The organism is Streptomyces sp. NPDC101393, assembly GCF_044767385.1.
In the GTDB taxonomy this organism is placed as follows: Bacteria; Actinomycetota; Actinomycetes; order Streptomycetales; family Streptomycetaceae; genus Streptomyces.
This window is the reverse complement of record NZ_JBIWNU010000004.1, coordinates 289,569-314,953: the sequence shown is the minus strand read 5'-3', so window position 1 is coordinate 314,953 and position 25,385 is coordinate 289,569. Positions and strand designations below refer to the sequence as shown.

At 72.9% G+C, this 25,385-nt stretch carries 25 protein-coding genes and 1 other RNA gene; 13 read left to right on the top strand and 13 right to left on the bottom strand.

What is annotated here, in order from left to right; translation table 11 throughout:
- Window positions 1-79 precede the first annotated feature (79 nt).
- The 3 genes from ACIRQ7_RS14890 to ACIRQ7_RS14880 all read left to right on the top strand — a co-directional run bounded on the left by ACIRQ7_RS14890 (window position 80) and on the right by ACIRQ7_RS14880 (window position 2,907).
- Window positions 80-976, top strand: a complete 897-nt coding sequence (locus ACIRQ7_RS14890; RefSeq protein WP_404262649.1) for a DUF4429 domain-containing protein — start codon at window positions 80-82, stop codon at window positions 974-976.
- Window positions 977-1,074: 98 nt separating this feature from the next.
- Entirely contained in the window at window positions 1,075-1,899 is an 825-nt protein-coding gene (locus ACIRQ7_RS14885; protein WP_404262648.1) for an SDR family oxidoreductase, read from the top strand.
- Between the two features lie 108 nt (window positions 1,900-2,007).
- Window positions 2,008-2,907 (top strand): PhzF family phenazine biosynthesis protein, encoded by a 900-nt coding sequence (locus ACIRQ7_RS14880; RefSeq protein ID WP_404262646.1) that lies wholly within the window; start codon window positions 2,008-2,010, stop codon window positions 2,905-2,907.
- Between the two features lie 29 nt (window positions 2,908-2,936).
- Here the strand turns inward: ACIRQ7_RS14880 and ACIRQ7_RS14875 are convergent, their stop codons facing one another.
- Window positions 2,937-3,473, bottom strand: coding sequence for a DUF4232 domain-containing protein (locus ACIRQ7_RS14875; protein ID WP_404262645.1), 537 nt, complete (start codon window positions 3,471-3,473; stop codon window positions 2,937-2,939).
- 354 nt (window positions 3,474-3,827) lie between these two features.
- Here ACIRQ7_RS14875 and ACIRQ7_RS14870 point away from each other — a divergent pair, with 354 nt between their 5' ends.
- Complete coding sequence (locus tag ACIRQ7_RS14870) at window positions 3,828-4,652, top strand: LLM class F420-dependent oxidoreductase (RefSeq protein WP_404262643.1); 825 nt, start codon at window positions 3,828-3,830, stop codon at window positions 4,650-4,652.
- Window positions 4,653-4,701: 49 nt separating this feature from the next.
- Window positions 4,702-5,136: a TIGR03668 family PPOX class F420-dependent oxidoreductase gene (locus ACIRQ7_RS14865; RefSeq protein WP_404262642.1), complete on the top strand. Its 435-nt coding sequence runs from the start codon at window positions 4,702-4,704 to the stop codon at window positions 5,134-5,136.
- A gap of 146 nt (window positions 5,137-5,282) precedes the next feature.
- On the opposite strand, the gene ACIRQ7_RS14860 is transcribed toward ACIRQ7_RS14865, so the two are convergent.
- The 5 genes from ACIRQ7_RS14860 to rnpB all read right to left on the bottom strand — a co-directional run bounded on the left by ACIRQ7_RS14860 (window position 5,283) and on the right by rnpB (window position 10,230).
- Entirely contained in the window at window positions 5,283-6,098 is an 816-nt protein-coding gene (locus ACIRQ7_RS14860) for a class I SAM-dependent methyltransferase (protein WP_404262641.1), read from the bottom strand.
- A gap of 344 nt (window positions 6,099-6,442) precedes the next feature.
- Window positions 6,443-7,849, bottom strand: coding sequence for a hypothetical protein (locus ACIRQ7_RS14855; protein WP_404262640.1), 1,407 nt, complete (start codon window positions 7,847-7,849; stop codon window positions 6,443-6,445).
- A gap of 37 nt (window positions 7,850-7,886) precedes the next feature.
- The gene (locus ACIRQ7_RS14850; protein ID WP_404262638.1) at window positions 7,887-9,017 is read right to left on the bottom strand and encodes a WXG100 family type VII secretion target; all 1,131 of its coding nucleotides are present in this window, start codon (window positions 9,015-9,017) and stop codon (window positions 7,887-7,889) included.
- A complete protein-coding gene (locus ACIRQ7_RS14845; protein WP_404262637.1) occupies window positions 9,014-9,349 on the bottom strand; it encodes a hypothetical protein in 336 nt (111 codons plus the stop codon). The genes ACIRQ7_RS14850 and ACIRQ7_RS14845 overlap by 4 nt, the downstream gene beginning before the upstream one ends.
- A gap of 470 nt (window positions 9,350-9,819) precedes the next feature.
- Window positions 9,820-10,230: RNase P RNA component class A (gene rnpB, locus ACIRQ7_RS14840), an RNA gene on the bottom strand.
- A 106-nt stretch (window positions 10,231-10,336) separates the two neighbouring features.
- On the opposite strand from rnpB, the gene ACIRQ7_RS14835 reads away from it, so the two are divergent.
- Together ACIRQ7_RS14835 and ACIRQ7_RS14830 are read left to right on the top strand one after the other, a co-directional pair.
- Window positions 10,337-11,143, top strand: coding sequence for a MerR family transcriptional regulator (locus ACIRQ7_RS14835; RefSeq protein ID WP_404262635.1), 807 nt, complete (start codon window positions 10,337-10,339; stop codon window positions 11,141-11,143).
- Window positions 11,140-11,826, top strand: a complete 687-nt coding sequence (locus ACIRQ7_RS14830) for a hypothetical protein (protein ID WP_404262633.1) — start codon at window positions 11,140-11,142, stop codon at window positions 11,824-11,826. Before ACIRQ7_RS14835 ends, ACIRQ7_RS14830 begins: the two co-directional genes overlap by 4 nt.
- On the opposite strand, the gene ACIRQ7_RS14825 is transcribed toward ACIRQ7_RS14830, so the two are convergent.
- On the bottom strand, window positions 11,813-13,297 hold the full coding sequence (locus ACIRQ7_RS14825) for an RNB domain-containing ribonuclease (RefSeq protein ID WP_404262631.1): 1,485 nt from the start codon (window positions 13,295-13,297) through the stop codon (window positions 11,813-11,815). The genes ACIRQ7_RS14830 and ACIRQ7_RS14825 overlap by 14 nt on opposite strands.
- 154 nt (window positions 13,298-13,451) lie before the next feature.
- Here ACIRQ7_RS14825 and yaaA point away from each other — a divergent pair, with 154 nt between their 5' ends.
- Both yaaA and eda read left to right on the top strand, forming a co-directional pair.
- The gene (gene yaaA, locus ACIRQ7_RS14820; protein ID WP_403671069.1) at window positions 13,452-14,249 is read left to right on the top strand and encodes a peroxide stress protein YaaA; all 798 of its coding nucleotides are present in this window, start codon (window positions 13,452-13,454) and stop codon (window positions 14,247-14,249) included.
- 73 nt (window positions 14,250-14,322) lie between these two features.
- Window positions 14,323-14,985: a bifunctional 4-hydroxy-2-oxoglutarate aldolase/2-dehydro-3-deoxy-phosphogluconate aldolase gene (gene eda / locus ACIRQ7_RS14815; protein ID WP_404262629.1), complete on the top strand. Its 663-nt coding sequence runs from the start codon at window positions 14,323-14,325 to the stop codon at window positions 14,983-14,985.
- Between the two features lie 61 nt (window positions 14,986-15,046).
- Here the strand turns inward: eda and ACIRQ7_RS14810 are convergent, their stop codons facing one another.
- From ACIRQ7_RS14810 to ACIRQ7_RS14800, 3 genes are read right to left on the bottom strand one after another with little or no spacing between them, the layout of a single operon-like run.
- A complete protein-coding gene (locus ACIRQ7_RS14810; RefSeq protein ID WP_404262627.1) occupies window positions 15,047-16,237 on the bottom strand; it encodes a bifunctional RNase H/acid phosphatase in 1,191 nt (396 codons plus the stop codon).
- 3 nt (window positions 16,238-16,240) lie between these two features.
- Complete coding sequence (locus ACIRQ7_RS14805; RefSeq protein ID WP_404263137.1) at window positions 16,241-16,984, bottom strand: zinc ribbon domain-containing protein; 744 nt, start codon at window positions 16,982-16,984, stop codon at window positions 16,241-16,243.
- Window positions 16,981-17,847 (bottom strand): Nif3-like dinuclear metal center hexameric protein, encoded by an 867-nt coding sequence (locus ACIRQ7_RS14800; protein WP_401472219.1) that lies wholly within the window; start codon window positions 17,845-17,847, stop codon window positions 16,981-16,983. The genes ACIRQ7_RS14805 and ACIRQ7_RS14800 overlap by 4 nt, the downstream gene beginning before the upstream one ends.
- Before the next feature lie 678 nt (window positions 17,848-18,525).
- On the opposite strand from ACIRQ7_RS14800, the gene ACIRQ7_RS14795 reads away from it, so the two are divergent.
- Window positions 18,526-19,938: a hypothetical protein gene (locus ACIRQ7_RS14795; protein WP_404262625.1), complete on the top strand. Its 1,413-nt coding sequence runs from the start codon at window positions 18,526-18,528 to the stop codon at window positions 19,936-19,938.
- An 8-nt stretch (window positions 19,939-19,946) separates the two neighbouring features.
- Entirely contained in the window at window positions 19,947-20,114 is a 168-nt protein-coding gene (locus ACIRQ7_RS14790) for a hypothetical protein (RefSeq protein ID WP_404262623.1), read from the top strand.
- Between the two features lie 95 nt (window positions 20,115-20,209).
- Here ACIRQ7_RS14790 and ACIRQ7_RS14785 read toward each other — a convergent pair whose 3' ends face one another.
- From ACIRQ7_RS14785 to ACIRQ7_RS14775, 3 genes are all read right to left on the bottom strand, one after another.
- Complete coding sequence (locus tag ACIRQ7_RS14785; RefSeq protein WP_404262621.1) at window positions 20,210-21,154, bottom strand: 3-oxoacyl-ACP reductase; 945 nt, start codon at window positions 21,152-21,154, stop codon at window positions 20,210-20,212.
- A 113-nt stretch (window positions 21,155-21,267) separates the two neighbouring features.
- Window positions 21,268-22,344, bottom strand: coding sequence for a Zn-dependent alcohol dehydrogenase (locus tag ACIRQ7_RS14780; RefSeq protein ID WP_404262620.1), 1,077 nt, complete (start codon window positions 22,342-22,344; stop codon window positions 21,268-21,270).
- A gap of 99 nt (window positions 22,345-22,443) precedes the next feature.
- Window positions 22,444-23,328 carry a MaoC/PaaZ C-terminal domain-containing protein gene (locus tag ACIRQ7_RS14775; protein ID WP_404262619.1) on the bottom strand — a complete coding sequence of 295 codons (885 nt, stop codon included), beginning with the start codon at window positions 23,326-23,328 and terminating at the stop codon, window positions 22,444-22,446.
- A gap of 330 nt (window positions 23,329-23,658) precedes the next feature.
- Here ACIRQ7_RS14775 and ACIRQ7_RS14770 point away from each other — a divergent pair, with 330 nt between their 5' ends.
- Together ACIRQ7_RS14770 and ACIRQ7_RS14765 are read left to right on the top strand one after the other, a co-directional pair.
- Window positions 23,659-24,657, top strand: coding sequence for an ATP-binding cassette domain-containing protein (locus ACIRQ7_RS14770; RefSeq protein WP_404262617.1), 999 nt, complete (start codon window positions 23,659-23,661; stop codon window positions 24,655-24,657).
- Complete coding sequence (locus ACIRQ7_RS14765; RefSeq protein WP_404262615.1) at window positions 24,657-25,385, top strand: ABC transporter permease; 729 nt, start codon at window positions 24,657-24,659, stop codon at window positions 25,383-25,385. The genes ACIRQ7_RS14770 and ACIRQ7_RS14765 overlap by 1 nt, the downstream gene beginning before the upstream one ends.

Below are 25,385 nucleotides of genomic sequence, written 5' to 3'. Positions count from 1 at the left end.
ATGACCGGCCCCGCAACGGACGCGGCCGGACAATCGCGGCAGGCGGACGGTGCCCGGGGGCGCTCCGTAGGATCCGGGCATGGCTGAACTGATGGTGCGCGACGGCACCTGGACCTTTGACGGCGACGCGGTACGCATCATCCCGGGGCGCGAGCGCGGGGTGCACAAACTGCGCCAGGATCTGGGCGAGTTCACGGTTCCGCTGACGGCCCTCGCCTCCATATCCCACGAACCGGCCCGCAAGGGCGGCCGGCTGCGACTGCGGCTGCGCGAGGGCGCCGACCCGCTGCTCCAGGTCACCGGCGGCAGCCTGCCGGACCAGGCGAACCCGTATCAGCTGACCGTGGACCCGGACCGGACCGGCGTCGCCGACTACTTCGTCGACGAGGTCCGCCGGGCCATGACCCTCGATCAGCTCCCGGACGGTCCCACCGACCGCTATCTGCTGCCCGGCCCGACGCTGCCGTTGTCGGCAGCCGGTGTGGACGGAATCGCCACCTTCGACGGCGAGCGGGTGCGCCTCGAATGGCGTTGGAACACCAACGAGACCAAACGCAAGGACGGCCCCCGGGATCTCGCACTCGCCGACCTGGCGGCCGTGGAGTGGCGGGCGCCTTCCGGCCTGGAGTCCGGCTACCTGCGGTTCCGGCCGCGCGGCGCGAAGCCCGCCCCGGGACCCGAGGACGATCCGCACGCCATCGAGCTGTGGGGCTTCAAGAAGGAGAGCGGCACGACCGCGCTGCTGGCGGCCGCGGTGATGGCCCGGCTCCCCCACCCCTTCGCGGCCGCCCCGCAGGCCGGGCCGGCCGCGCTCGCGCCGCCCGCCCCGGAGACGGCCTCCCCCGCCGACGACCATGACGCGCTGCTGCGCCGGCTGCGCGACCTGGGCGCGCTGCACCGCGACGGCATCCTCACCGACGAGGAGTTCGCCGCCACGAAGACGGCGGTCCTGCGGCGCTTCGGCGCGACCGGCTGAGCGGCAGAGCGGCAGGCCGGGCGGCCCCCGGCCTCACCGGCGCACCACCGGCTGAGACGGGTCGGCGAGGTGCCCGCGCCGCGCCTTACCCTGCCGCCATGGCACAGAACACGCAGCCGCCCGGACAGCCGGCGGCGAACGAGCAGCCGGCCGGCGCCACCGCCCCCGCCACCACTGCCGTGGTCACCGGCGCCGGCTCCGGCATCGGCCGTGCGGTCGCCCAGGCACTGGCCACCGCCGGATGGCAGCTGGTCCTGGCCGGCCGGCGCGCCCAGGCGCTGGAGGAGACGGCCGCGCTGCTCGGCCCGGCCGGCGCCGGCGCACCCGCCGTCCTGCCCGTCCCGACCGATGTCACCCGCCCCGACGAGGTCGACGCCCTCTTCGCCGCCGCCCGCGACCGCTTCGGCCGGCTGGACCTGCTGTTCAACAACGCGGGCACCTTCGGCCGGCCCGCCCCGCTGGACGAGCTGTCGTACGACGACTGGCACGGCGTCGTCGACGTCAACCTCACCGGGTCCTTCCTCTGCGCCCAGGCGGCGTTCCGTGCCATGAAGGCACAGGACCCGCAGGGGGGCCGGATCATCAACAACGGCTCCCTCTCCGCCCATGTGCCGCGCCCGCACTCCGTGGCGTACACCGCCACCAAGCACGCGATGACCGGCCTGACCAAGTCGCTGTCGCTGGACGGCCGTCCGTACCGGATCGCCTGCGGTCAGATCGACATCGGCAACGCCGCGACCGAGATGACCGGCCGGATGCAGACCGGCATCCTCCAGGCGGACGGCCGCACGGCGGTGGAGCCGGTGATGGACGCCGCCGACGTCGCCCGGACGGTCGTCCACATGGCGGCACTGCCGCTGGAGGCCAATGTGCAGTTCGCGACGGTGATGGCGACGAACATGCCGTACGTCGGGCGCGGTTGAGGCAGCTGGCCCGGCGAGAAGGCGGTGCCGCGGCGCGGGGCAGCGGTGCGGCGGGGGCGGTGCGGCGAGGGGCGGGAATAGCCCGTCCCGCGGTCCCGTTCCCCTGCCATGACACGTGAACCGCGCGATGCCGGCACCCCGGGCGACGCCCCCGAGATCCTGCGCTACACCGCTTTCTCGGACGACCCCGCGGGCGGCAATCCGGCCGGTGTCGTGCTGGACGCGACCGGCCTGGACGACGCCGCGCAGCTCGCCATCGCGGCCCGCCTCGGCTACTCCGAGACGGCCTTCCTGACCGCACCGCCCGCGGGGTTGGGCGAGCCGGGCCGGGCCTTCACCATCCGCTATTTCAGCCCGCTCGCCGAGGTGGCGTTCTGCGGCCACGCGACGGTCGCCACGGCCGTCGCACTCGCCGAGCGGCACGGCCCCGGCGACTACGTCCTCGCCACCCGGGCGGGCACGGTCCCGGTCACCGTCCAGAAGGTGGACGGCACCCTCCAGGCGACCCTCACCAGCGTCGCCCCGCAGGTCACGGACGTCGACCCCGCGGACCTCACCGAGGCACTGGCCGCTCTCGACTGGCCCGCCGCCGACCTCGACCCGGCCCTCCCGCCCCGTATCGCCTACGCCGGCGCCCGCCATCTGGTGCTCGCCGCGGGCAGCCGCGAGCGGCTGGCGAAACTCGACTACGACTTCGAGCGGCTGGGCGCCCTGATGCGCCGCCTGGATCTGACGACGCTTCAACTCGTCTGGCGGGAGTCGGAGTCCGTCTTCCACGCCCGCGACCCGTTCCCGGTCGGCGGCGTCGTCGAGGACCCGGCGACGGGCGCCGCGGCGGCCGCCTTCGGCGCGTACGCCCGCGAGCTGGGCGCGGTCACCGCCCCCGCCACCCTGACCGTCCACCAGGGCCACGACCTGGGCCGCCCCGGCCTGCTCACGGTCGAGCTGCGCGCGGGCGACCCGCGCTCCCACGTCCGGGGAACGGCCACGGTCATTCCGGGGGTGTAGGGGCGTCGGAGCCACACCCCCCCGGGGGTTCAGGAAGCGCCGGGCCGCGCCGCCGACCAGGCGGTGACGGCCAGCGTGCCGTTGTCCACGTCCTGGTCGAAGGCGACCACGCTGTGCGCGTTGCTGCCGGTCGGGGAGATCTGCAGGTACTTCGCGTGCGCGGTGGACGCGCCGGTGTGCGTCCACACCATGTCGGCGTAGGCGGCCCCGCCCGGCTTGAGGGTGACCTTGTGGACACCCGGGTCCTGGGCGAAGTAGGTGTCGCCGTGCCGCGCCGTCGTCTTGAGGGCGGTGTGCCCCGCAGCTTCCAGGGCGAGACCCGGGTAGCCGCTGAACGTACAGGCGCTCTTGCCGGTGTTCACGACCTTCAGGTAGACGCCCACGTGGTTCATCCCCACCTGGCTGCCGCCCGCGCTGGTGGTCGTGGCCCGCAGCGTCCCCGGCTGGCACTCCCCGGCGCCGGACGCACCGGAGTTGGCAGCCGAGGCGACTCCGACGCCGGCCCCGGCGGCGAGGGCCGCGGCGGCGGCAAGGGTGACAGCGGTACGCAGAGCACGCATGGTCATCAGCTTCCTCAGACTTGTCTTCAAAGGTCGGACTCTCGTCCGTTTCGGTCCCGCGGGGACCACTCTCTGCCTCGCCGCTGACGGCCCACTAACGGACGGCTAACGGCCCCGCCCCTCCCCCGGTCGGCCGCACCGCCTGTTGCGCGACGGCCCCGCCGGGGTACGTCATCCGCAGCGGGAGCCCGGGGCAGCGCGGCTCGACGCCGCCGCCACCGCCGGAACGGCAAGGACCCGGAACCGCGAAGGACCGGATACCGAAGGAACCGGACCCCGGACCCCGGACAGACCCCGGACACCGGGCCCCGCACCAAGGCCCCGCACACCAAGGAGCCGACCCCCGAAGGAGCAGCCGCTGTGAAGTTCGGCGTATCGACCTTCCTCACCGACCAGGGCATCGCGCCGGCCGCACTGGGGCGCGCGGTCGAGGAGCGCGGACTCGACTCCCTGTTCGTCGCCGAGCACACCCATATCCCGGTGCACCGCCGCACCCCGTACCCAGGCGGCGGCGACCTGCCGGAGGTGTACTACCGCACCCTCGACCCGTTCGTGGCGCTCGCCGCCGCGGCGGCGGTGACCGAGCGGATCCTGCTGGGCACCGGCATCGCGCTGGTGGCCCAGCGGGACCCGCTCCTCACCGCCAAGGAGGTGGCGTCCCTGGACCTGGTCTCCGGCGGCCGCGCGGTCTTCGGCGTCGGCGTCGGCTGGAACAGGGAGGAGATGGAGAACCACGGCACCGACCCGCGCACCAGGGGCCGCCTCGTGGACGAGCGGCTGCGGGCCATCCGCGAGCTGTGGACCACCGAACAGGCCGAATTCCACGGCGAGTTCGTCGACTTCGACCCCGTTCACTCCTGGCCGAAGCCGGTACAGCGCCCGCACCCGCCCCTCTATGTGGGCGGCGGCGAGGGGGCGTTCGCCCGGGTGGCCGCCCTCGGCGACGCCTGGCTGGCCACCAGCGTGCCGCCGGAGGACCTGGGGCCGCAGATCGACCGGATGCGGACCGTCGCGGGCCGGGACGTGCCGGTGACGGTCTACGCGGTGTCGCCGGACCCCGAGAGCGTCGAGCGATACACCCGGCTCGACGTCGAGCGGCTGCTGTTCTCCCTGCCGACCCGGCCGGAGGCCGAGACACTCTCCTGCCTGGACCGGCTGGCCGCCGTCGCGGACCGCTTCCGGTGAACCACCCGGGCCCGCCCCCGACCCCGCGGCACGACCACCGGGGGCCGCGATGCCGCGGATGACCAGCGGGCAGGCCAGGGAACGCTTCGCGCAGGCCCGGATCGCCCGCCTGGCCACCACCGGCGCCACGACCGGCCACCCGCACCTGATCCCCGTCACCTTCGCGCTCACCGGCGACACCGCGGCCTTCGCCGTGGACCACAAACCGAAACGCTCCCCCCGCCTCCAGCGCCTCACCAACATCCGCGCCCACCCCGCCGTCTGCCTCCTCGTCGACGGCTACGACGAGGACTGGGACCGCCTGTGGTGGGCACGGGCGGACGGCACGGCGCTCGTGCTCCCCCCGGCCGACGTCTCACCCGCATCCGCGCGCCACGTCGCCGCCCTGACGCGGAAATACGCCCGCCAGTACACCGGCCACCCACCCATGGGCCCCGTCGTGGAAATCACCGTGACCCACTGGACGGGCTGGCACGCCACCTGACCGTCCGGCGCCCCACCGGCCGGCGGCAAGGCGCCCCCGCGCCGAGCGCGCCTCACCACCGGCCCGGCACCCTTTCGCGTGCGGCCGCCCAGCTCAGGGACGAGCCGGTGCCGGTACGTGCTCCCCGACGTACTCCACGACTCCGCTCACGGGCGGCGCCCCCAGGCCGAGACCATCGGTGCCGTCGCCAGATCGAGTTGCCCGGTCGCGACATTCGCCAGATGGCGGTCGATGTCCTCCTCGGTCGCGATCCCCGCCGCCACGAGCCGGCCACGGATCTGCCGGACGGTCGCCGCCTCCAGAACGGTGCAGGCCGGCGAGGTGATCGGGAAGTAGGCATCCGCCTGTACGTCGCGCAGGCCGCCCTCGCGCAGCAGCCGGGGCAGCGTCCGGCCGTACGAGAGATCGGCACCGCGCGCCGCCATGAGCTCACGGAACCCGGACCGGAGACGGTTGGCCAGCCGCTGCTCGGGACCCGACTCGTCCGGGCACAGCAAAGGCTGCAGCCCCGGATCGGCATCCTCCAGGAGCAGCACACCACCGGGCCGCAGCGCCTGGACCATGCGGCGCAACGCCTCCGCACGGTCGACGACATGCACCAGCACCAGCCGGGCGTGCACCAGGTCGAACCCACCCGGGGGCGGCGGGTCGGCCGCAACGTCGTGGCGCAGCACCTCCACGACATCGGAAGCGGCGCCCCGGGCCCAGGACACATCGATGTCGGTGCAGACCACCTGCCCCGTGGGACCGACACGCTCGGCAAGACCCGCAGGAACGGAGGGCCCACCGGCCCCCACCTCCCAGCACCGCATGCCCTCCGTGACGCCGATCCGGTCGACATGCCGGAACGTCACCGGATCGAACAGCTCGGCCAGCGCCCCGAAGCGCACGCCCGCCTCCGCCTGCTGATTGTCGAGCAGATACCCCTGCTCCCCGCCCTGCTCCGCGCCGCGCTCGCCCATGCCGTGCCCTCTCGCCCTCTCACCCTCCACCGGACTCCAAGTCCACCACGCCGACGCCCACGCCTCGCCAACCGACGCATGCACCACGCCTGCCCCGGGCCGGGCAGGGGCGGGCAGGGGTGCGCGGGCCCTGCCGCAGACACGCAGCAGGCCCCCGGCCTGGCGTTCTGCCAGTCGGGGGCCTGCTGTCAGCTGAAGGCGGCGGACGAGTCGGCCTGTACGCCGGGTTCTGTCTCCTCCGGTCCTTGCGGGCAGCAGTTTTGACGCGGTGTGAGGGTCGCAAGACCCTCACCTGCGTTCTATTGCCGCGTTCTTTCCTTCGGCGGCGCATTCCCCGGCAGACCTCAAACCGGATCCGTCCCCTTCGAGGACAGGGCCGAGCCCAGATCCGACGGGTACGGGGCACTCATTGCTACATAGCCGAGAGCCAGCCCGGCGACGGCACCGGCAATCCCGGTCACCCAGCGCCAGACGCCCGTGATGTCGAAGGTCAGCAGCGCTGCGCAGCCGATGAGCACGGTGGCGAGCACCAGCACGGACGGTGCCATGTAGAGCAGCCACGCGGAGTGCGGATCCCAGAGCCGCAGAGCGCGCGACTCGGCGTTCTGCGCAGCCTCAGCCTTTTCGACGGAGACCCCCTCGGCAGCCATCAACTGCGCATCGTCGGCCTTGAGCATCCCGTGCATCACCCATCCGCCGTCGGACACCAGCGCCGCCGGGGTACTGCCCGCGGAGAACCGCCTTCCGCTGGCCCCCTGTCGGGCGTCCCAGCACAGCCACAAGTACTGCCCCTTCAGGGAATCGGGAACGTGTTCCGCTGTGACATCGGCAAGGAAATGCGCGGTGCGAGACCACGCGGTGACGAATTTCAAACACGGGTCTTCGCTGGCCCCCTGTCGGAAGACGTCGGGTCCCAAGCATTGCCCGCGCACGGCCATATCGGCGCGGCCCAGCCGGGAGAAGGAACTGAATCCACGGCGCAGAGAAAGGACGACTACGGAGAGGACGATTCCGGCGGCCCAGACGACGCCGACGAGCCAGATGAGGCCGGCCCTCATCGTGGAGCCCTCCAGTTCGTCACCGAGGCTGCGCTCGTCCCCCGCCAGGGCGCCCAGTTCGGGACGCGTCGGGGCGTAGAGGACCGAGACCTTGTCCCCTGTGTGCGGACGGTCGGGAGTGTTCGGGTGGACGGTTGCCGTCACCGGCGGCCCGCCCGCCTTTGGGGCAAGCCGGACGACCGCCGTCGACGTGTAGTAGTCGTGGCCCTTGCTCGGGTCATGACGCCGGACGTCGCCGACCTTCTCCATCGATACGTCCACGAACTCGGCCCCGGCGTCGGCGATCCGCTGCATGCTTTCCGGCCGCTGGGGTGTCCCGATCACCAGGGCGAAAAGGCTCAGGAGCACGGTGACGGCCCCGAAGTACCATGCGAGGGAACGCCCCTGGATGCCCCGGCGCGAGGGCAGCGCCCGGGGCGGCCCGTCCCGTTCCGCGACGCGTGGTCCGCCCGACTCCTCAGCCTCCGAGAACTCGGCGACGGCGATCGCGGCGTACGGCCGCCGTCCCCCTGCCGCCCGCTGAAACACGGCGATGCCGCCGACACAGGCCAGTCCGCACCCCAGCGCGACAAGAATCACCGTCCGACGCGGCTCCGGATCCGACCAGAAGAGCCACAGCGGCAGGACGGGGGTGGCGGCCGCCAGCGCCAGTGCGGCGAGGCACGCCCCAGCCCGGCGGGGAGCCCCGCTCACCCGGCGAAAGGCGGGCGCGGCACCGGTTGCGGCATGGTCAGCCGAAGACATCTCGTACCTCGTCGGTCGCCGTTCGACTACGCCCCTCGACGCCTCGCTTGGCGGCGTCCTGGCCTTTCTCAACACCCTTGTCCACGCTCTCGGAACCATCCTTGGCTTCGTTTCCCGCCACACCTCCGGCGACAGGGACGACAGTGCCCCATGCGGTGTCCATGTTCGCCTCATGGTTCTCCGCGGTGCGGTTCTCGTGGCTGACATCCGCCCCGAACCGGTCCAACTCCCTGTCGAAGCTTCGGAACGAACCACCGATCCCGCCTGCTGCGCCACCGGTGACGGCAGTGATCGCGGTCTGCCGCATATCCATGGACTCGCCCTTGCGCAACGCATCCAATCCGTCGCCGGCAACGCCCCCGGCCGCACCGCCGGCCACACCGCTGATGAAGTCCTTACCGCCGAGGGCGGTCGCGAGCTTTCCTGCTCCGGCGCCGACGGTCGCACCGCCGATCCCGCCCATGAGGTTGGTCCTCCACTCCGCCTCGCCCTTGCTCAAGAGGCTCGTGGCCACACCGCCGGCGGTGCCGGTTGCCGTATTGACCGCGAACCCTTCCAGGGCTTTTACACCGCGTTGCATCAATGCCGGCCTGAAGAACGGCATATTCTTGATCGTCCGATAGGTCCGGGCGATGAGCCTCAGCATCCTGCCCAACTTACCCGCCGCGTCCAAGGCCCTCTTGGCCAACATCGCCACACGGGTCGCGCCGACGCCGGCGGAGACACCGAGAGTCAGGAACGACATACCGATCGATACCCCGACGGAGATCCCGATCTCGATGTAAATATCCTCGATTTCGTTATTGACCTCCTCAATGGCTTTCGCGGCCTTCTCTAGACCCTCGGCGGCTTCGTCGAAATTCTCGGTCACATGATCGGCGGACTTTTTGCACTCATTCCAGTGCTCCTGGAACGCCTCGGCCGCTTCGCCCCGCCAGGAGTTCCCGACCGCAGCGTTGACCTGCTTATCCAGGGCTCCGAAGATCCGATCGAGTTCGGATTTCAGGTGGCGCCACTGCTTGGCGGCCTCTTTCAGCTCATCAGGCCGACCGCCCGGATGGACGATCTCAATTCCGAGTTCGACGAGCTCTTCGGCAACCGACTCGTCCCCGCTCACCGCTGCCCCCCGTCGTTATTGCCAAAGAGCGCCCCGACACCCTGATCGTTGGTCTCCGTGTTCGCGCCTACCTGCTTCAGTGCGGCCCCGATCCCGTCCAAATGGGTATACATAGCCTTCACCGCGCTGGCCACATTCTCGGAGTACTCGATATACGCCGAGGTCACCTCTTCCGACTCGGTCAGGACCCCGAAGCCGTCAGTGATCGCTTCTTCCCCGGTTTCTGCCTTGAATTTCTGGAGAGTCTTCTCCAGGTCATAGGAGTGTTGCTCAAAGCTGCGAGCTAGCTTCATCAACTCACCATGGTCGACATATGACTCTTTGTCAGCCACTGTTGTAGCCCCCCCAGTTGGATCCACGCAGTCCGTTCATGCTGCTCCACGGTGCCATCCTGAGCAAATCTGCTTGCACGAGGGTGACCTTGACGGCACATCAAACGGCGAACGGATCAATACACAATTCCCAATTCAGTACACACAAGGCATTAATGCTTTATCGGGAGAAAGTGCACTTCGACACCAAAACCAATTAATCGAGTGATGGCGACCTAACTGCGGTCGGAACTGGACCACGTCCGGCGGTACATCGTCGAGGCCGGGCAGCTGCAGGCCTGGCACCGGTACACGCACACGCTGAGTGGACGCTGCAAAGGTGGACCTCGGCGCGGACTCATTTCCTGCCTGGCGGTGGGGGCGGGCACCAGAGCACGTAGGCGTGGCCGCACCCAAGCCTGCCGCAGACACGCAGCAGGCCCCCGGCCTGGCGTTCTGCCAGTCGGGGGCCTGCTGTCAGCTGAAGGCGGCGGACGAGTCGGCCTGTACGCCGGGTTCTGTCTCCTCCGGTCCTTGCGGACCGAGGGGAGGCGGCCATCCATCTAGGGCTGTCGTTGCCGGCAGCCTCGTGCGGTCTACCCGCGGACTCGGGCGGGCAGCCCTCGAACGTCCGCGCAGGTCCGGCGCCCTTGCGGGAATCCGGTCCCTCTTGACCTTGCTCCGGGTGGGGTTTACCTAGCCCTCCGAGTCACCTCGGAGGCTGGTGGTCTCTTACACCACCGTTTCACCCTTACCTGGGCCTCGCGGCCCCGGCGGTCTGTTTTCTGTGGCACTGTCCCGCGGGTCACCCCGGGTGGGCGTTACCCACCACCTTGCCCTGTGGAGCCCGGACGTTCCTCGGGAGGATCCTTGGATCCCCACGCGGCCGCCCGGCCGGCTCGTCCGCCGTGGCGACCATGCTACCCGTACGGAGGGGGCGGGCCCGACGGCCTCCGGGGGCGCGGATGGCCTTGACCTTGTCGCGGCGTCAACGTTTCTACTGGCCGTATGCGAATCGGAGAGCTCGCCTCACTGGCCGGAGTCAGCACCCGTGCGGTGCGGCACTACCACCACCAAGGGCTGTTGCCCGAGCCGGCGCGGCGGGCCAACGGCTACCGGGAGTACGGGCTGCGCGACGCGGTGGCGCTGGCGCGGGTGCGGCGGCTGACGGAGCTGGGGCTCGGTCTTGAGGAGGTCAAGGATGTGCTGGCCGACGACGCGGGGCGGGAGCTGCGGGAGGTGCTCGTCGAGCTGGACGCGGATCTGGCGCGGCAGGAGGAGGAGATCCGGGGGCGCCGGGCGCGGCTGGCGGCGGTGCTGAGGCAGGCGGCGGAGCACGGCGGGCTGCCGGAGGAGGGGCCGGTGTCGGAGCAACTGGCGGAGCTGTTCGCGCAGATGGCGCGTACGTCGGCCACGCTGCCGGGCCCGGAGCCCGCGATGGCGGCGAAGGACCGCGAGGTGATGGCGCTGCTGGAGACGGCCGGCGCGGGGGCGTCGGGGCCGATGCTGGACGCCTTGCGGGACGCGTTCACCGCTCCGGGCGCGATGGAGCGTGCGTACGCGGTCTACGGGCTGCTCGACGGGCTGGTGGGGGTGGCGCCCGATGATCCGCGGGTGGCGGAGGCGGCGCGGGCGGCGGCCGATGCGCTGCCGGCGGAGGTGGTGGAGGCGATCACCGCGTCGCCCGAGAGCGGTGGCGGTGCGGACAGCGGTCGCCGGGAGGCCTGGCTGACGGTTCTGACCGGGGACCTCGGGCCCGCGCAGCGGGAAGCGGTGCGGCTGGCGGTCGAGCTGGTCGTGGAGCGGTCGCGGTGAGCGGGGCGGTGGACGGCGGGGCGCTGGACGGCGGGCCGGTCACCCTCGGCGGGAAGATGCGGCGGCTGGCCGGGCACGAGGGGCGGTGGCTGGTGAGCCTGGGGTGGTGGGTGGCGCGGCGGCGGATCGGGGTGGCGGCCGGTGAGCGCGCGTTCGGCTACGCGGGCGTGCAGGCGGCGCTCGTGTACGGGCTCGCGTTCGTGTGCGCGGTGGAGACGGCGGGGCTGGCCGTCCTGCTCGCGGGCGTGCCGGTGGTGCACGCGGTGCTGCTGGTCGTCGACGTCTACACGGTGCTGACGATGCTGGGCCTGCAGGCGGCGGCCGTCACCCGGCCGCATGTGCTGGGGAGCGGCGTGCTGCGGGTGCGGGACGGCGCCCGGATGGAGATCCGGGTCCCGCTGGAGCGGATCGCCTCCGTCCGGTACGACCTGCGGTTCACCAAGGAAGCGGCGGAGGGGGTGCTGGAGCTCCAGGTGGGCGGCCAGACGTCGGTCACCGTCGAGCTGCGCGAACCGGTCGTGGCCGTACGGCTGTTGGGGCGGCGGGTGAGCGTGCGGACGGTGCGGTTCCATGCCGATGACGCCCGGGGCGCGGTGGCCGCCGTACGGGAGGCCGTCCGGGAGGCGCAGGGGGGCGGCGCGGACCCGGAGGACGTCGGGCCGCCCCCGGTCAGGCGGGGGTGAAGCGGACCGGGTCGTGGCCCGGTTCGGCCTCGGCGAGGCGCACCTGGATGCGGTGGCCGAGCGGCAGCGCCGGGCCGTCCGGGGCGGACTCGATCCGGCCGATGACCGCCGGTTCGTAGAGGTGAACGATGCCCTGGGCGGGGTTCTTCTCCTGGATGTCGACGACCAGCGCCTCGAAGATCTCACCGACCCGGTCACGCATCAGCGCGGCCTCGACGAGATCGACGCAGGCCCGTTCGACCTGGTTGGCGCGCCGGGTGCCGGTCTCCATCTCCTGGGGCAGGGCGGGCAGCGCGGTATGGACCCACTCGGGCGGGTCGGTGCCCGCCGACGCCGCCAGGCAGAGTTCGGAGGTGTAGCGGTCGACGAGCCGCCGCAACGGCGCGGTGGCGTGCGCGTACGGGGCGGCGACGGCGGCGTGCTGGGCTTCCGCGGCACTGGGCGGGGCGCCGTCGAAGACGGTGTAGCCGGCGCCGCGCAGCAGGGCGGTGCACTCCTGGAGGAACGCGGCGTGAGTGGCGCGGCCCGGGTCCAGGCCGCGGATCAGGGCCGCGTACGAGGTGTGGTGCGGCCAGTCGACGCCGAGCGCGCGGGCGGTGAGCCGCAGCCGGGCGACCGAGCCGTCGGGGGCGGTGGGCAGGGTGCGCAGGATGCCGGTCCCGGAGGCCAGCATCAGGTCGGCGGCGGCCATGCCGGTGAGCAGCGAGATCTGGGCGTTCCAGCCGTAGGCCGGGAGCGGGGCGCGGTATTCGAGGGTGTAGCAGCCGTCCTTCTCGACGATTTCCTGCTCGGGGACGTTGAGGGAGATCGCGCCGCGGGCGACCTCCCGCTCCTCGCGGAGCGTGCCGATGTCGCGGAGCAGGGCGAGCGGCTCCTCGGCCGTCCTGTCGTCGATGATCCGCTGGACGCCCGCGTAGTCGAGCTTGGCGCGCGAGCGGACCAGGGCTCGGCGTACGGAGGTGCCGGTCAGGGCGCCGTCCGCGTCGAGGTCGAGCTCCCACAGGACGGCCGGGCGGTCCTGGTCGGGCAGCAGGCTGGCGGCGCCCTCGCCGAGCGCGTGCGGGTGCAGCGGGACGCGTTCGTCGGGGAAGTAGAGGGTCACCGCGCGCTGGTGCGCCTCGGCGTCCAGGGCGCCGCCCGGGGTCACGAAGGAGGCGACGTCGGCGATGGCGTAGTGCACGCGGAAGCCGCCGGAGGCCCGCCGGGACAGGAACATCGCCTGGTCGAGGTCGAGGGAGTCCGGCGGGTCGATGGTGAAGAGCGGGATGTCGGTGGCGTCGGCGAGGGTGTGCTCGGTCGCCACGTTGCCGCAGGCCATCGGGATGCGCGGGGCGCGCGCCGCACTGTCCGCCTCGGCCTGTGCCGTGGGCGGGAAGTGGTCGGGGATGTCCAGCTTTCCACGCAGCTCCCGCAGCGCGGCGCGCAGCGGTGCCTCCGCTGCGTCGGTCACATGCATATGGCGACGGGGCATGGAACCGAGCGTATGGCGGCCCGCCGCTCGCGGCGCGGCGTACGGTCCCGGCGGGTGCAGGGGTGACCGCGGGCGGGTGCTTTGCCGGCCGCTCGCAGGCCATACGCTTTCACGGGGCCGCATCCCCGCCCGTACCGCCGTGAAGGAGAAGACCGTGCTCGTGCTGTTGCCGCCGTCCGAAGGGAAGGCCGCGGGAGGGGCCGGGGCGCCGCTGGACGTGGGTTCGCTGTCGCTGCCGGGGCTGGCCGCCGCGCGCGAGGAGGTGCTGGCGGAGCTCGTCGAGCTGTGCGCGGCCGACGCGACCAAGGCGCAGGAGGTGCTGGGGCTCAGCGAGGGCCTCAAGGGCGAGGTCGCGAAGAACGCGGGGCTGCGCACGGCGGGCGCGCGCCCGGCCGGGGAGATCTACACCGGGGTGCTCTACGACGCGCTCGGCCTGGACTCTCTGGACACGAAGGCGCGGAAGCTGGCCCAGCGGTCGCTGCTGGTGTTCTCGGGGCTGTGGGGCGCCGTGCGGGTCGGCGACCGGATCCCGTCCTACCGCTGCTCGATGGGGGTGAAGCTGCCGGCGCTGGGCGCGCTGGGCGCCTACTGGCGGGCGCCGATGGCCGAGGTGCTGCCGGAGGCGGCCGGGGACGGGCTGGTGCTCGATCTGCGGTCGGCCGCGTATGCGACGGCGTGGAAGCCCAAGGGCGAGGTGGCGGGGCGTACGGCGACGGTGCGGGTGCTGCAGTCGAAGGTCGTGGACGGGGTGGAGAAGCGGTCGGTGGTCAGCCACTTCAACAAGGCGACCAAGGGCCGGATGGTGCGCGATCTGCTGGCGGCGGGCCTGGAGCCGGCCGGTCCGGCGGAGCTGGTGGACGCGCTGCGCGGGCTGGGTTACGCGGTGGAGGCGCAGGCCCCGGCCAAGGGCGGCAAGGCCTGGGCGGTCGATGTGATCGTCACGGAGCTGTGAGGCGGGTCGAGCGCAAGCCGTCGATTGCAACATGCGCAACGGTCGTTGCGCAGAGTGGGATGGTGGGCGCACTATGGGCGGCGTGACTAGCGCCGCCTCCTCCCCCGCGCCCGCCGAGACCCCCTCGGTCCTCGGGCTCGCCCCCGTCATCCCGGTCGTCGTCCTGCACGACGCCGCCGACGCCGTTCCGCTCGCCCGTGCCCTCGTCGATGGCGGGCTGCCCGCCATCGAGGTCACCCTGCGCACCCCCGCGGCGCTGGACGCGATCCGGGCCATCGCCGACGAGGTGCCGGACGCGGTGATCGGCGCGGGCACCCTGCTCACGCCCGAGCACGTCGACGCGGCCCGCGCGGCCGGCTCCCGCTTCCTGGTGAGCCCCGGCGTCTCGCCGCGGCTGCTGGGCGCGATGCAGGACTCCGGGGTGCCGTTCCTGCCGGGTGTCTCGACGACGTCGGAGGTGGTGACGCTGCTCGACGAGGGCGTCACCGAGATGAAGTTCTTCCCCGCCGAGGCGGCGGGCGGCACGGCCTATCTCACGTCCCTGTCCTCGCCGCTCCCGCAGGCCCGTTTCTGCCCGACCGGCGGCATCGGCCTGGCGTCCGCACCGTCGTATCTGGCACTGCCCAACGTCGGCTGCGTCGGCGGCACATGGATGCTGCCGGCGGACGCGCTGGCCGCCAAGGACTGGGGCCGGGTGCGCGAACTCGCGCGGGAGGCCGCGGCGTTGGCGGTCTGAGAACGCACGCACGCGGACGGGCCCGGCACCTCGGTGGAGGTGCCGGGCCCGTCGTGGTGCGTCAGCGCAGATGCGAGGTGTCGTTCAGCAGCCGCAGCGAGGCGTTGCCGTCGGCGTAGTACGCGACCGCCGAGACGGAGGCCGCGGACAGCTCCATCCGGAACAGGGATTCCGGCGGGGCGCCGAGGGCCAGCCGGACCAGCGTCTTGATCGGCGTGACGTGGGTGACGGCGAGGACCGTGCGGCCCGCGTACCGCGCGACGAGCTTGTCCCGCGCCACGGCGACCCGGCGGGCGACCGTCGCGAAGGACTCGCCGCCACCGGTGGGCGCCACCTTGGACGAGCCCAGCCAGGCGTTGAGGTCGTCGGGATACCGCTCGCGCACCTCGGCGAAGGTCAGCCCCTCCCAGGCCCCGAAATCCGTCTCGCGCAGCCCGTCATCGATGCGCACCTCCAGGCCGAGCCGGTCGGCGACGGCCTCGGCCGTCTCCCGGCAGCGCAGCAGCGGTGAGCTGACCACGGCCTGGACGGTGCCGCGGGCGGCGAGGGCGGCGGCTGCCGCCTCGGCCTGCCGGCGTCCGGCGGCGGAGAGTTCGGGGTCGGTGCCGCCGCTGCCGGAGAACCGCTTCTCGGGCGTCAGCGCGGTCTCGCCGTGCCGCAGCAGGACGAAGGTCGCGGGCGCGCCGAGATCGGCGGACGCGCCCCAGCCGACGGTCGCAGTGGCCTGCGACCCGGACGTTTCCGACGCCTGGGCCGCCGCGTCGGCGGCGCGCGCCGCCGAGCTGCGGGCGGGCCCGGCGTCGAGGGCCGCGCGGGAGTCGCGCGGCTCCCACTGGCGGCCGCTCTTCCCGGCGTCCATCGCCTCGTTGGCGAGCCGGTCGGCGTGCTTGTTCTTCTCCCGGGGGATCCATTCGTACGAGACCCGGTCGGGCGGGAAGGCCCGCTGCGCCTCGGCCGCCAGCGGCTTCATGTCCGGGTGCTTGATCTTCCAGCGGCCCGACATCTGCTCGACGACCAGCTTGGAGTCCATCCGCACATGGATGAGCGCCTGCGGGTCCAGGGCGTGCGCGGCCCGCAGGCCGGCCACCAGGCCCTTGTACTCGGCGACGTTGTTGGTCGCGGTGCCGATGAACTCGGCGGCCTCGGCCAGCGCCTCGCCCGTCGCCGGGTCGAGGACGACGGCGCCGTAGCCGGCCGGCCCCGGGTTGCCCCGGGAGCCGCCGTCGGCCTCGACGATGAACCGGCGTGCCATGACCTACAGGCCCGAGTCGGGCGTGCGGACCAGGATGCGGTGGCAGTTCTCGCACCGTACGACGGTGTCGGCGGCGGCCGCCCGGACGTCGTTGACCTCGGTGATGTTCAGCTCCAGGCGGCAGCCCTCGCAGCGGCGCTGGAAGAGGCGGGCGGCACCGATGCCGCCTTCCTTCGTGCGGATCTTGTCGTAGAGCGTGACGAGGTCGGCCGGGAGGTCGGCGACGGTCAGCCCGCGCTCCTTGGTGACGGTCTCGCGCTCGGCGTCGATCTCCGCGTACGCGGCGTCCCGGCGGGCGGTGGCGTCATCGGCCTTGGCCTGGATCGACTCGACGCGGGCGGTGAGTTCACCGGCCCGCTCCTGGGCGGACTCCCGGCGCTCCATGACCTCCAGGACGACATCCTCCAGGTCGCCCTGGCGCTTGGCGAGCGAGGTCAGTTCGCGCTGGAGGCTCTCCAGGTCCTTGGGGGAGGTGACGGCGCCGGAGTCCAGGCGCTTCTGGTCGCGGGCGGCGCGCTGGCGCACCTGGTCCACGTCCTGCTCCGCCTTGGTCTGCTCGCGGCTGGTGTCGCTCTCCTCGGTCTGCGCGGCGACGAGCAGGTCGCGCTGCTGGATGAGGTCGGCCTCCAGGGCCTGCAGCTCGGCGAGCTCGGGGAGGTTCTTGCGCTTGTGCGCGAGCTGGGTGAGCCGGACGTCGAGTGCCTGGACGTCGAGAAGGCGGATCTGGTCGGCGGGCGCGGCGTTCAGCGTGGGGCTCCTGTTGTGTTTGTCGGGGTGGTGAGCGGGGCGGACGCCGCGTGGGCGGTCCAGGGGTCGGTGACCGTACGGGAGACGTGCGTGCGCAGTCCCCAGCCGTGCCGGTCGGAGACCGCGTCGAGCTGGGCCGCGGCCTGCTCGCACCACGGCCATTCGGTGGCCCAGTGGGCGGCGTCGAGCAGCGCCAGCGGGCTGTTCTGGGTGGCCTCGGAGGCCGGGTGGTGGCGCAGGTCAGCGGTGAGGAACGCATCCACGCCGGCGGCCCGTACGTCGTCGAAGAGGCTGTCGCCCGAGCCGCCGGAGACGGCGACGGTGCGGATCTCACGGTCCGGGTCGCCGGCCGCCCGGATGCCCTGGGCGGTGGCCGGCAGCCGGGCCGCGGCGTACGCGGCGAAGTCGGCGGTCGTCATCGGGTGCGGGAGTTCGCAGATGCGGCCGAGACCCCGGCGGCCGGCCGGGTCGCTCGCGTCGGGCACCAGCGGGCCGAGGATGCGCAGGTCGAGGGCGCCGGCCAGGGCGTCGGAGACGCCGGGGTCGGCGGTGTCGGCGTTGGTGTGCGCGACGTGCAGCGCGATGTCCTGCTTGATGAGGGTGTGCACGGCCTTCCCCTTGAAGGTGGAGGCCGCGACCGTCGTCGTTCCGCGCAGGTAGAGCGGGTGGTGGGTGACGAGGAGGTCGGCGCCGAGCCGCACGGCCTCGTCGACGATCTCCTGGACCGGGTCGACGGCGAACAGCACGCGGCGGACGTCGGCGTCGGGGTCTCCGCAGACCGTGCCGACGGCGTCCCACTGTTCGGCCCGCTCGGGGGGCCAGAGGGCGTCGAGAGCGGTGAGGACTTCAGACAGTGCGGGCACGGGTGGAAGGTTACCTCTCACCCGTGCCCCGGCGACGAGTCGCGTACCGGTTGGCCGCCGGCGGGGGCGCTGCGGGGCGCGTGGGTCACCCGGCGAGGAAGGGACGCCGGCCGTCCAGGACTCTGCCGGCGGCGGTGACGCCCGGGAACGGCTACCAGGTTTCGTCCGGCACATCGCGCGAGTGAGCGTTCCTGACCGCTTCGCGCTTCATCCACAGCGGGTCGTTCCCGGCGCTCTCGCGCTTGGCGGCCCGGGGTCGCCGTGGACGCCGTGGACGCCGGTGAAGATCCGGTCCGCGACGGTCTGGTGGACGCTCCCCGGGCCGGCCCCAGTGGCGGGATTGCCGGCGGCGCCGAAGTCCCTGCCGAAGTCCCTGCCGCCCCGGGGCGGCGGGCTTCGCGCCGGCGCCGTTGCCGCCCGGGGCCGGGGCGGTGGTGCCGGGACATCACGCGCTCCGGGGAGACCGGCGGCCCTGCCCGCGGGGGCACGGAGAACGCGGCGCGGAGCCACCTCAGGTCTGCCTTACGTCACGCGGCGCGGAGGCGCCGGAGCACAACCACCCCGCTCCGCACCGGCGAACCGGACATTCGCCACCCTTATGCGTGAAGTGCGGCAAGCGGCGTTGATCGGCCGGAAGTGCGAAAACTAGCGTCCTTCCTGACTGGAGGTGACCACTCGATGACGATCTGTGCCCTTGAGGGTGCCCTGGCGCTCAACAGCCCGCACCGCGCGGCCCTGACCATCGCCGCCGACGGCTCGTACGCCGCCCGGCTCGCCCGTCACGACGACGCCGCCGGGAGCTGGTTCCCGGAGCGCTGGACGATGGACGGCCACGAGCCGTACGCCGTGCCGCTGCCGGGCCGTCAGCCCGAGGAACCGGACAGTGAGCTGCTGCCGCTCGCGGACGGCCGGGTGCTGATCCTGCGCCGGGTCGCCGACCGCTTCGCCCTCGCGCTGCTCTACCCCACGGGCCCGGGGACCGGTGAACTCCCGCTCGGCATCATCGAGGCGCCCGAGCTGACCCTGCTGCCGCCCGCGCCTGGCGGGATGCTCGGTTACGCGCTGGCGCCCGGCGAGGCGAGCACCGCGCTGTGGGTGGTGCACGGCGGCGCGCGCGGCCCCGAGTGGATCACCGAGGTGCCGGGACGCTGCACGGGCGGCGCCTGGCTGGACCGCCGCGGCCGGCTACTCGCCCTGGACCGGGAGCTGGCCGGCCGGACGAAGACCGTGGTGCTCGACCTGGAGCGCGGCGCCGCCGTCAGCCCGCTGCTGCAGATCACCGAGGACAGCAACGACCGGCTGCTGCTCGCCGATCCGGACAGCGGACTGCTGATCGTGCGGTCCGATGCGCCGGGCCACGACCGGATCGGCTGGGGCGTGCTGGGCAGCGCACTGCCGGTGCGCTTTCCCGAGTGCCTGAACCTGGCGGACGGGCCCCGGAAAAACGTCACTCCGTTCGCGGTGCAGCCCGGCCAGATGCTGATGCCGGAGAGCTGCGCGGTGGCGCTGCGCATCGATACGGCGGACGGCACGTGGCTGGGCGTGTGGCGGCCCTCGGGGCGGCAGTTGCGGCAGCTGCCGGCGCCGGAGGGCTGGCTGCCGGGGGCGGGCCTGTGGACGGCGGGCGGCGAACTGCTGCTGCCGTACGCGACGGACGCGGTGCCCTGCGGGGTGGCGCGGATGGCCGTCCCGCTGGAGCCCGCGCGGGCCACCGGCATCGGCCCGGCCGTCGGGAAGGGCACGGCGGTGGCGCTCCGGGCGGATTTCGGGGACGGGCCGGGGACGGCGGGGCGCCTTGTAGCGGACGGTGACGGGATTGTCCCGGCTTTCGGGAATGTCGACAGTGGCTGCACAGCATCCGCACAACCGGAGATCCTGGAAGGGGAACCGCCGGGCGCCGCCACGCATCCCCAAATGTGCAGGCCAGTACCCCTGCAACAGGCACCCCTGGCGGCCCGGGAGGCGCAGTGGAGCAGCATTTCCCGCCCCGTTAGAATTTGGGCGGGGGCTACGCAGCCGGTTGACCCGGCAACCCACGGTGATGCCGCGGAGGTCCTGACGCGTACAGCTGCAAGCGATCTGACGGAGTGACTCTTTCCATGTCCGAAGCCCGAACCGAAACGACCGAGGCGCGCCCCCAGGAGGCATCCGCCCAGGCCGCCGAGGCGGCAAGCTACGGCAAGCACCGTGGCCCGGCCGCCACGGAAGAGGCCAAGGCGGCCGCCAACGGTCGGCACCGCCGGGACAAGCAGACCCAGAGCGCATAACGGCACTCCGGCGCCCTGCGCGCGAACGGCCGTGGCCGCCGCACCGCTTCACCGCGGCGCGGCGGCCACGGCCGTTCGCGCGTCCGGGCCCGCCGTCAGCCCCCGTGCTTGAGACTCAGCACTTCCGCCGCCGCGAAGGTCTCGTGCGGCGGCCGCCCCGCGTAGTAGGGCGTCAGCAGCTCGTCCAGCTCCTGGTAACTGAAGACGTCCTTGGCGGTGTCGAACCGGGCGGCGATCCGGGGGCGTTCGGCGACCGCGACCATCCCGCCGTGCACGACCAGCAGCTGGCCGTTGACGTGGGCGGCGGCCGGCGAGGCCAGATAGCCGACGAGCGGCGAGACATGCTCGGGGGCGAGCGCGTCGAGGCCGCCCTCCTCGGGCTCCTGGAAGCCGGCGAAGACATCCTCGGTCATGCGGGTGCGGGCGCGGGGGCAGATCACGTTGGCCGTCACCCCGTATTTGCCGAGCGCCAGCGCCGTGGAGGTGGTGAGCCCGACGATGCCGCCCTTGGCCGCGGCGTAGTTGGGCTGGCCCGCCGAGCCCGCGAGGAACGCCTCGGAGGAGGTGTTGACGATCCGGCCGTACACGGGGGCGCCGGCCGCCTTGGAGCGTGCGCGCCAGTGGGCGGCCGCGAAGTGGGTGGTGTTGAAGTGGCCCTTGAGGTGGACCCGGATCACCGAGTCCCACTCGTCCTCGCTCATGGAGAAGACCATCCGGTCCCGCAGGATGCCCGCGTTGTTGACCAGGATGTCGAGCTGTCCGTACCTGTCGACGGCCAGTTGGAGCAGCGCGCGGGCCTGCCCGAAGTCCGCGACATCGCCGAGGTGGGCGACCGCCTCGCCACCCGCGGCGCGGATCTCGGCGGCGACCTCCTCGGCGGGGGCCGCGGACGCGTCACCGGATCCGTCCCGGCCGCTCTGCCCGAAGTCGTTGACGACCACGTTCGCGCCCAGGCGGGCGAGTTCCAGGGCCTCGGCGCGCCCCAGGCCGCGCCCGGCACCGGTGACGATCGCGGTCAGGCCGTTCAGTGGCTGTGCCATTCCGGTCCTCTCGGTCGCTCGCGATGCGGGTGCGGCGCATCGTGCGGAAGGTGGCCGCGCGGCGGTGCGCCACGCGGCGGTCGGCGGTCCCCGGGTGGTGAGCGCGGGGTGGCTCAGATCTCGATGCAGGTGCGCAGTGCGGTGCCGTTGCGCATCTGGTCGAGGGCGTCGTTGATCCCGTCGAGCGGGACGCGGTGGGTGATCAGGCCCTCCAGGTCGATCCGGCCGGCCCGCCACAGCGCGATGGCGCGTTCGTAGGAGCGCAGCACGTCCGCGCCGCCGTACAGGGACGGCAGGATCCGCTTCTCGTCGAAGAACAGCTCGAACATGTTGACCTGGAAGTGGTCGTCCATGGCACCCGCGCCGACGACGCACAGGGTGCCGCCGCGGCGGGTCGTCTCGTAGGCGGTGCGGGCGGTCGCGGACCGGCCGACCACCTCGAAGACGTAGTCGAAGCCCTCGCCCGAGGTGATCCTGGCCTTGGCGTCGGCGAGTTGGTCGGGGGCGACGGCTTCGGTGGCGCCGAAGCGCAGGGCGGCCTCGCGGCGGGTGGCGACCGGGTCGACGGCGATGATCTGGGCCGCGCCGCAGGCCCGTGCGCCCTGTATCGCGGAGATGCCGACGCCGCCGCAGCCGATCACCGCGACCGACGAACCGGCCTCCACCTCGGCGGTGTTGATCGCGGCGCCGAGCCCGGTGGTGACACCGCAGCCGATCAGGGCGGCGATCTCGTACGGGACGTCGTCCGGGATGGGGACCGCGCAGTTGGCGGCGACCACGACTTCCTCGGCGAAGGTGCCGGTCCCGGCGAAGCCGAAGACGTCGCCGCCGGGGCGCTTGAAGTTGGGCGTCCCGGCGTTCATGAAGCCGGCCAGGCACAGATGGGTCTGGCCGCGCCTGCAGGACGGACAGTCGCCGCAGGCGGGCAGCCAGCACATCAGGACCCGGTCGCCCTGCCGGAGGGAGGTGACGCCGTCGCCGACGTCGAGGATCTCGCCGGCGCCCTCGTGGCCGGGGACGAAGGGCACCGGCTGCGGCAGCACCCCGTTCATCGCCGACAGGTCGGAATGGCACAGGCCGGTGGCCCGGACGCGCATCCTGACCTTGCCGGGCCCGAAGCCCACCGCCTCGACGTCGTCGAGGACTTCGAGCTTTTCCTGTCCTGTCTCGTGCTGTACGGCTGCGCGCACGGTGCGGCTCCTCTCGTACGAACGGACGGTGCGGGTACGGGTGCGACTGCGGCGATGGGGGGGTGCGGTGCCGGTGGTCCTCGTGAACGGTCCGGCGGATCAGCTGTGTTCGACGACGGTGTCGGCGAGGACCGGGGCGCCGTCGCGGTCGGCGGCGGTGACCGATACCTGGATACGGCCGGGCCCGGGGGCATCCCGCCACAGGTCGATGCGCAGCGTCTCGCCGGGGAGGACGACGCCGGCGAAGCGGGTGGCGTACGCGCGCACGCGGGTGACGTCGCCGCCGAGCGCGGTGTCGACGACGGCCTTGAGGGTGACGCCGTAGGAGCACAGGCCGTGCAGGATCGGCCGGTCGAAGCCGGCAAGCTTGGCGAATTCCGGGTCGGCGTGCAGCGGGTTCCAGTCGCCGGAGAGGCGGTAGAGCAGCGCCTGGTCCTCGCGGATGAGCCGCTCGGTGGTCAGGTCCGGGGCGCGCCCGGGGAGTTCGAGGCGGGCCGAGGGGCCGCGGTCGCCGCCGAAGCCGCCCTCGCCGCGGACGAAGATCTGGGTGTCGCACGTCCACAACGGGCCGTCCGCGTCGGCGGCTTCGGAGCGCAGCACGATGACGGCGGCCTTGGTCTTGTCGTACACCGCGGGGACGGTGGAGGTCTGGGTGGCGCGGCCGCGCACCGGGAGCGGCCGGTGCACGGTGACGCTCTGGCCGCCGTGCAGGACGGCGGCGAGGTCGACGTCGATACCGGGGGCGGCGAGCCCGCCGGCGACCGCCATGCCGCCGCCCGCGACGGTCGCGAAGCTCGGCAGGACGTGCAGCGCGCTTTCGAGGGTGTAGCGCAGTTCGTCGGGGTCGGTGGCGGGGTGGGGTTTCTCGGGAGTGCCGGCGCCCGCGCCGATGCCGAGGTGGTAGAGCTGGACGTCCTTGTGGTCCCAGGCGAGTTCGGTGGTCCGCGGTTCGGCGGAAGTGGCCTTGGCGACGTCGATGGGCATGGGGCTGCTGCTCCTTCACCACGGTGTGAAGACCCCGGCCCGGCTGTCCGCACCGTCGGCCGTGCCGGGGTCGTTTGCGGTCGGCCGTGGCGCCTTCGGTCAGCGGGGCCGGAGTGCGGGCATGAGCGGCACACCCGGCGCACTTCTAGAACGCGTTCTAGCCGATGGGTCTCATGTATAGCCGATCCGTCCGGCACCGGGAAGACCTCTGACGCATTGTCAGATTCTGTCGGGGCGGCCCCCACCGGACGGCGGCCATGACATTTGTCAGGGGAGATCACCCACATTCGCCTCTGCCGCCCGGCGGCCACCCTCCGTAACGTCGACGGCATGAAGACAACGGGCGGCAGAGGCGGGGCGCGCGGTGCGGGCGCCGGCATCGCGGTGGGGTTCTCCGGGGTCACCCGGAGTTATGGCGCGGTGCGCGCCGTGGACGGACTGGATCTGCGGATCACGGCCGGCGAGACCGTGGCCCTGCTGGGCCGCAACGGCGCGGGCAAATCCACCACCCTCAACATGCTCCTGGGGCTGCTGCCGCCCACCTCGGGGGAGGTCGGGCTGTTCGGCGGGACGCCGGAGGCCGCGGTGCGGGCGGGCCGGGTGGGGGCGATGCTGCAGGACGGCAGGCCGATACCCCGGGTCACCGTCCGCGAGCTGATCGCCTTCGTCGCCGCCACCTACCCCGACCCGATGGACGTGACCGAGGCCCTGGAGCTGGCGGGCCTGGGCGAGTTCGGCGGGCGCCGGGTGGACCGGCTCTCCGGCGGGCAGGCCCAGCGGGTCCGCTTCGCGGTGGCGCTGGCCGGCAATCCCGAACTCCTGGTGCTGGACGAGCCGACCGCCGCGCTGGACGTCGAGGCGCGGCGGGCGTTCTGGCGCTCCATGCGGGCCTACGCGCGGCGCGGCCACACCATCCTCTTCTCCACCCACTATCTGGAGGAGGCGGACGAACACGCCGACCGGATCGTCGTCATCGACCGCGGCCGGGTGGTCGCCGACGGCAGCAGCGAGGCGATCAAGCGGCGGGCCGGCGGGTCCCTGGTCTCCTTCGACCTCGCGGGCGCCCCCACCGCCCCGCTGGCGCAGCTGCCCGGTGTGACCGCCGTCGAGGTGCGCGGCGACCGCGCGCTGCTGCGGACCTCGGACTCGGACGGGACGGTTCTGGCACTGGCCGGGCTCGGCCTCGTCCGCGGCCTGGAGGTCGCCGCCGCAAGCCTGGAGGACGCCTTCCTCCAGCTCACCGACACCACGGGCGGCGGCCGCAGCGGCCCGGCCCCCAAGGGCCCGGCCGGCTCCCCCGCCGCCCTGTCCGCGAAGGAGCTCGCGTGATGCTCGACTACCTCCGCCTCGAAGTCCGCCGCACCCTGCGCGACAAGGGCTTTGTGATCTTCGGTATCGGGATGCCGGTGCTGATGTACCTGCTGTTCACCAACATCGGTACGGGCCCCGGCGGCGCGGCGATGGGCTGGAAGGTCTCCGCGATGGTCGGCATGGCCGCGTACGGCGCGCTGGGCGCCGCCATCGGCACCGGCACTGGCGTCGCCGAGGACAAGCAGCTGGGCTGGCTGCGGCAGCTGCGGATCACCCCGCTCAGCCCGCTGCGGGTGGTGGTGGGCCGCGGGCTGACGGGTTCGGTGACGGTGCTGCCCGCCATCGCCTCGGTGCTGCTGGTGGGCGCGCTGGTCAACGGCGTGCGGATGCCCGCCTGGCAGTGGGCGGCGCTCGTCGTCGTGCTCTGGCTGGGGACCATCCCCTTCACCCTGCTCGGCCTCGGCAACGGCTACCGCCTCTCCTCGCAGGCCACCGGCCTGGTCAACACCGGCTGCCTGCTCATCCTTTCGATCATCGGCGGCCTGTGGTTCCCGGTGGAGGCGTTCCCCGGGTGGCTGCGCTCGCTGGCCCACTGGACGCCCGCCAACCGCTTCGCCGACCTCGGCCTGAGCATCACGCACGGCGGCGCCCCGGGACTCACCACGGTGGCGGTGCTGGCGGCGTGGCTGGCGCTCTTCGGCGGCTACGCGGTGTACGCGTACCGTCGGGCAGCACGGACGGTGTGA

What these genes read in the sequence shown, in the direction of transcription:
- ACIRQ7_RS14770 (WP_404262617.1), top strand. Translation starts at nt 23,659, where the DNA reads ATGAAGACAACGGGCGGCAGAGGCGGGGCGCGCGGTGCGGGCGCCGGC.
- ACIRQ7_RS14785 (WP_404262621.1), bottom strand. Translation starts at nt 21,154, where the DNA reads ATGGCACAGCCACTGAACGGCCTGACCGCGATCGTCACCGGTGCCGGG.
- ACIRQ7_RS14825 (WP_404262631.1), bottom strand. Translation starts at nt 13,297, where the DNA reads ATGCCCCGTCGCCATATGCATGTGACCGACGCAGCGGAGGCACCGCTG.
- ACIRQ7_RS14765 (WP_404262615.1), top strand. Translation starts at nt 24,657, where the DNA reads ATGCTCGACTACCTCCGCCTCGAAGTCCGCCGCACCCTGCGCGACAAG.
- ACIRQ7_RS14865 (WP_404262642.1), top strand. Translation starts at nt 4,702, where the DNA reads ATGCCGCGGATGACCAGCGGGCAGGCCAGGGAACGCTTCGCGCAGGCC.
- ACIRQ7_RS14885 (WP_404262648.1), top strand. Translation starts at nt 1,075, where the DNA reads ATGGCACAGAACACGCAGCCGCCCGGACAGCCGGCGGCGAACGAGCAG.
- ACIRQ7_RS14835 (WP_404262635.1), top strand. Translation starts at nt 10,337, where the DNA reads ATGCGAATCGGAGAGCTCGCCTCACTGGCCGGAGTCAGCACCCGTGCG.
- ACIRQ7_RS14880 (WP_404262646.1), top strand. Translation starts at nt 2,008, where the DNA reads ATGACACGTGAACCGCGCGATGCCGGCACCCCGGGCGACGCCCCCGAG.
- ACIRQ7_RS14810 (WP_404262627.1), bottom strand. Translation starts at nt 16,237, where the DNA reads ATGGCACGCCGGTTCATCGTCGAGGCCGACGGCGGCTCCCGGGGCAAC.
- ACIRQ7_RS14790 (WP_404262623.1), top strand. Translation starts at nt 19,947, where the DNA reads ATGTCCGAAGCCCGAACCGAAACGACCGAGGCGCGCCCCCAGGAGGCA.
- ACIRQ7_RS14775 (WP_404262619.1), bottom strand. Translation starts at nt 23,328, where the DNA reads ATGCCCATCGACGTCGCCAAGGCCACTTCCGCCGAACCGCGGACCACC.
- ACIRQ7_RS14795 (WP_404262625.1), top strand. Translation starts at nt 18,526, where the DNA reads ATGACGATCTGTGCCCTTGAGGGTGCCCTGGCGCTCAACAGCCCGCAC.
- eda (WP_404262629.1), top strand. Translation starts at nt 14,323, where the DNA reads ATGGGCGGCGTGACTAGCGCCGCCTCCTCCCCCGCGCCCGCCGAGACC.
- ACIRQ7_RS14860 (WP_404262641.1), bottom strand. Translation starts at nt 6,098, where the DNA reads ATGGGCGAGCGCGGCGCGGAGCAGGGCGGGGAGCAGGGGTATCTGCTC.
- ACIRQ7_RS14890 (WP_404262649.1), top strand. Translation starts at nt 80, where the DNA reads ATGGCTGAACTGATGGTGCGCGACGGCACCTGGACCTTTGACGGCGAC.
- ACIRQ7_RS14875 (WP_404262645.1), bottom strand. Translation starts at nt 3,473, where the DNA reads ATGACCATGCGTGCTCTGCGTACCGCTGTCACCCTTGCCGCCGCCGCG.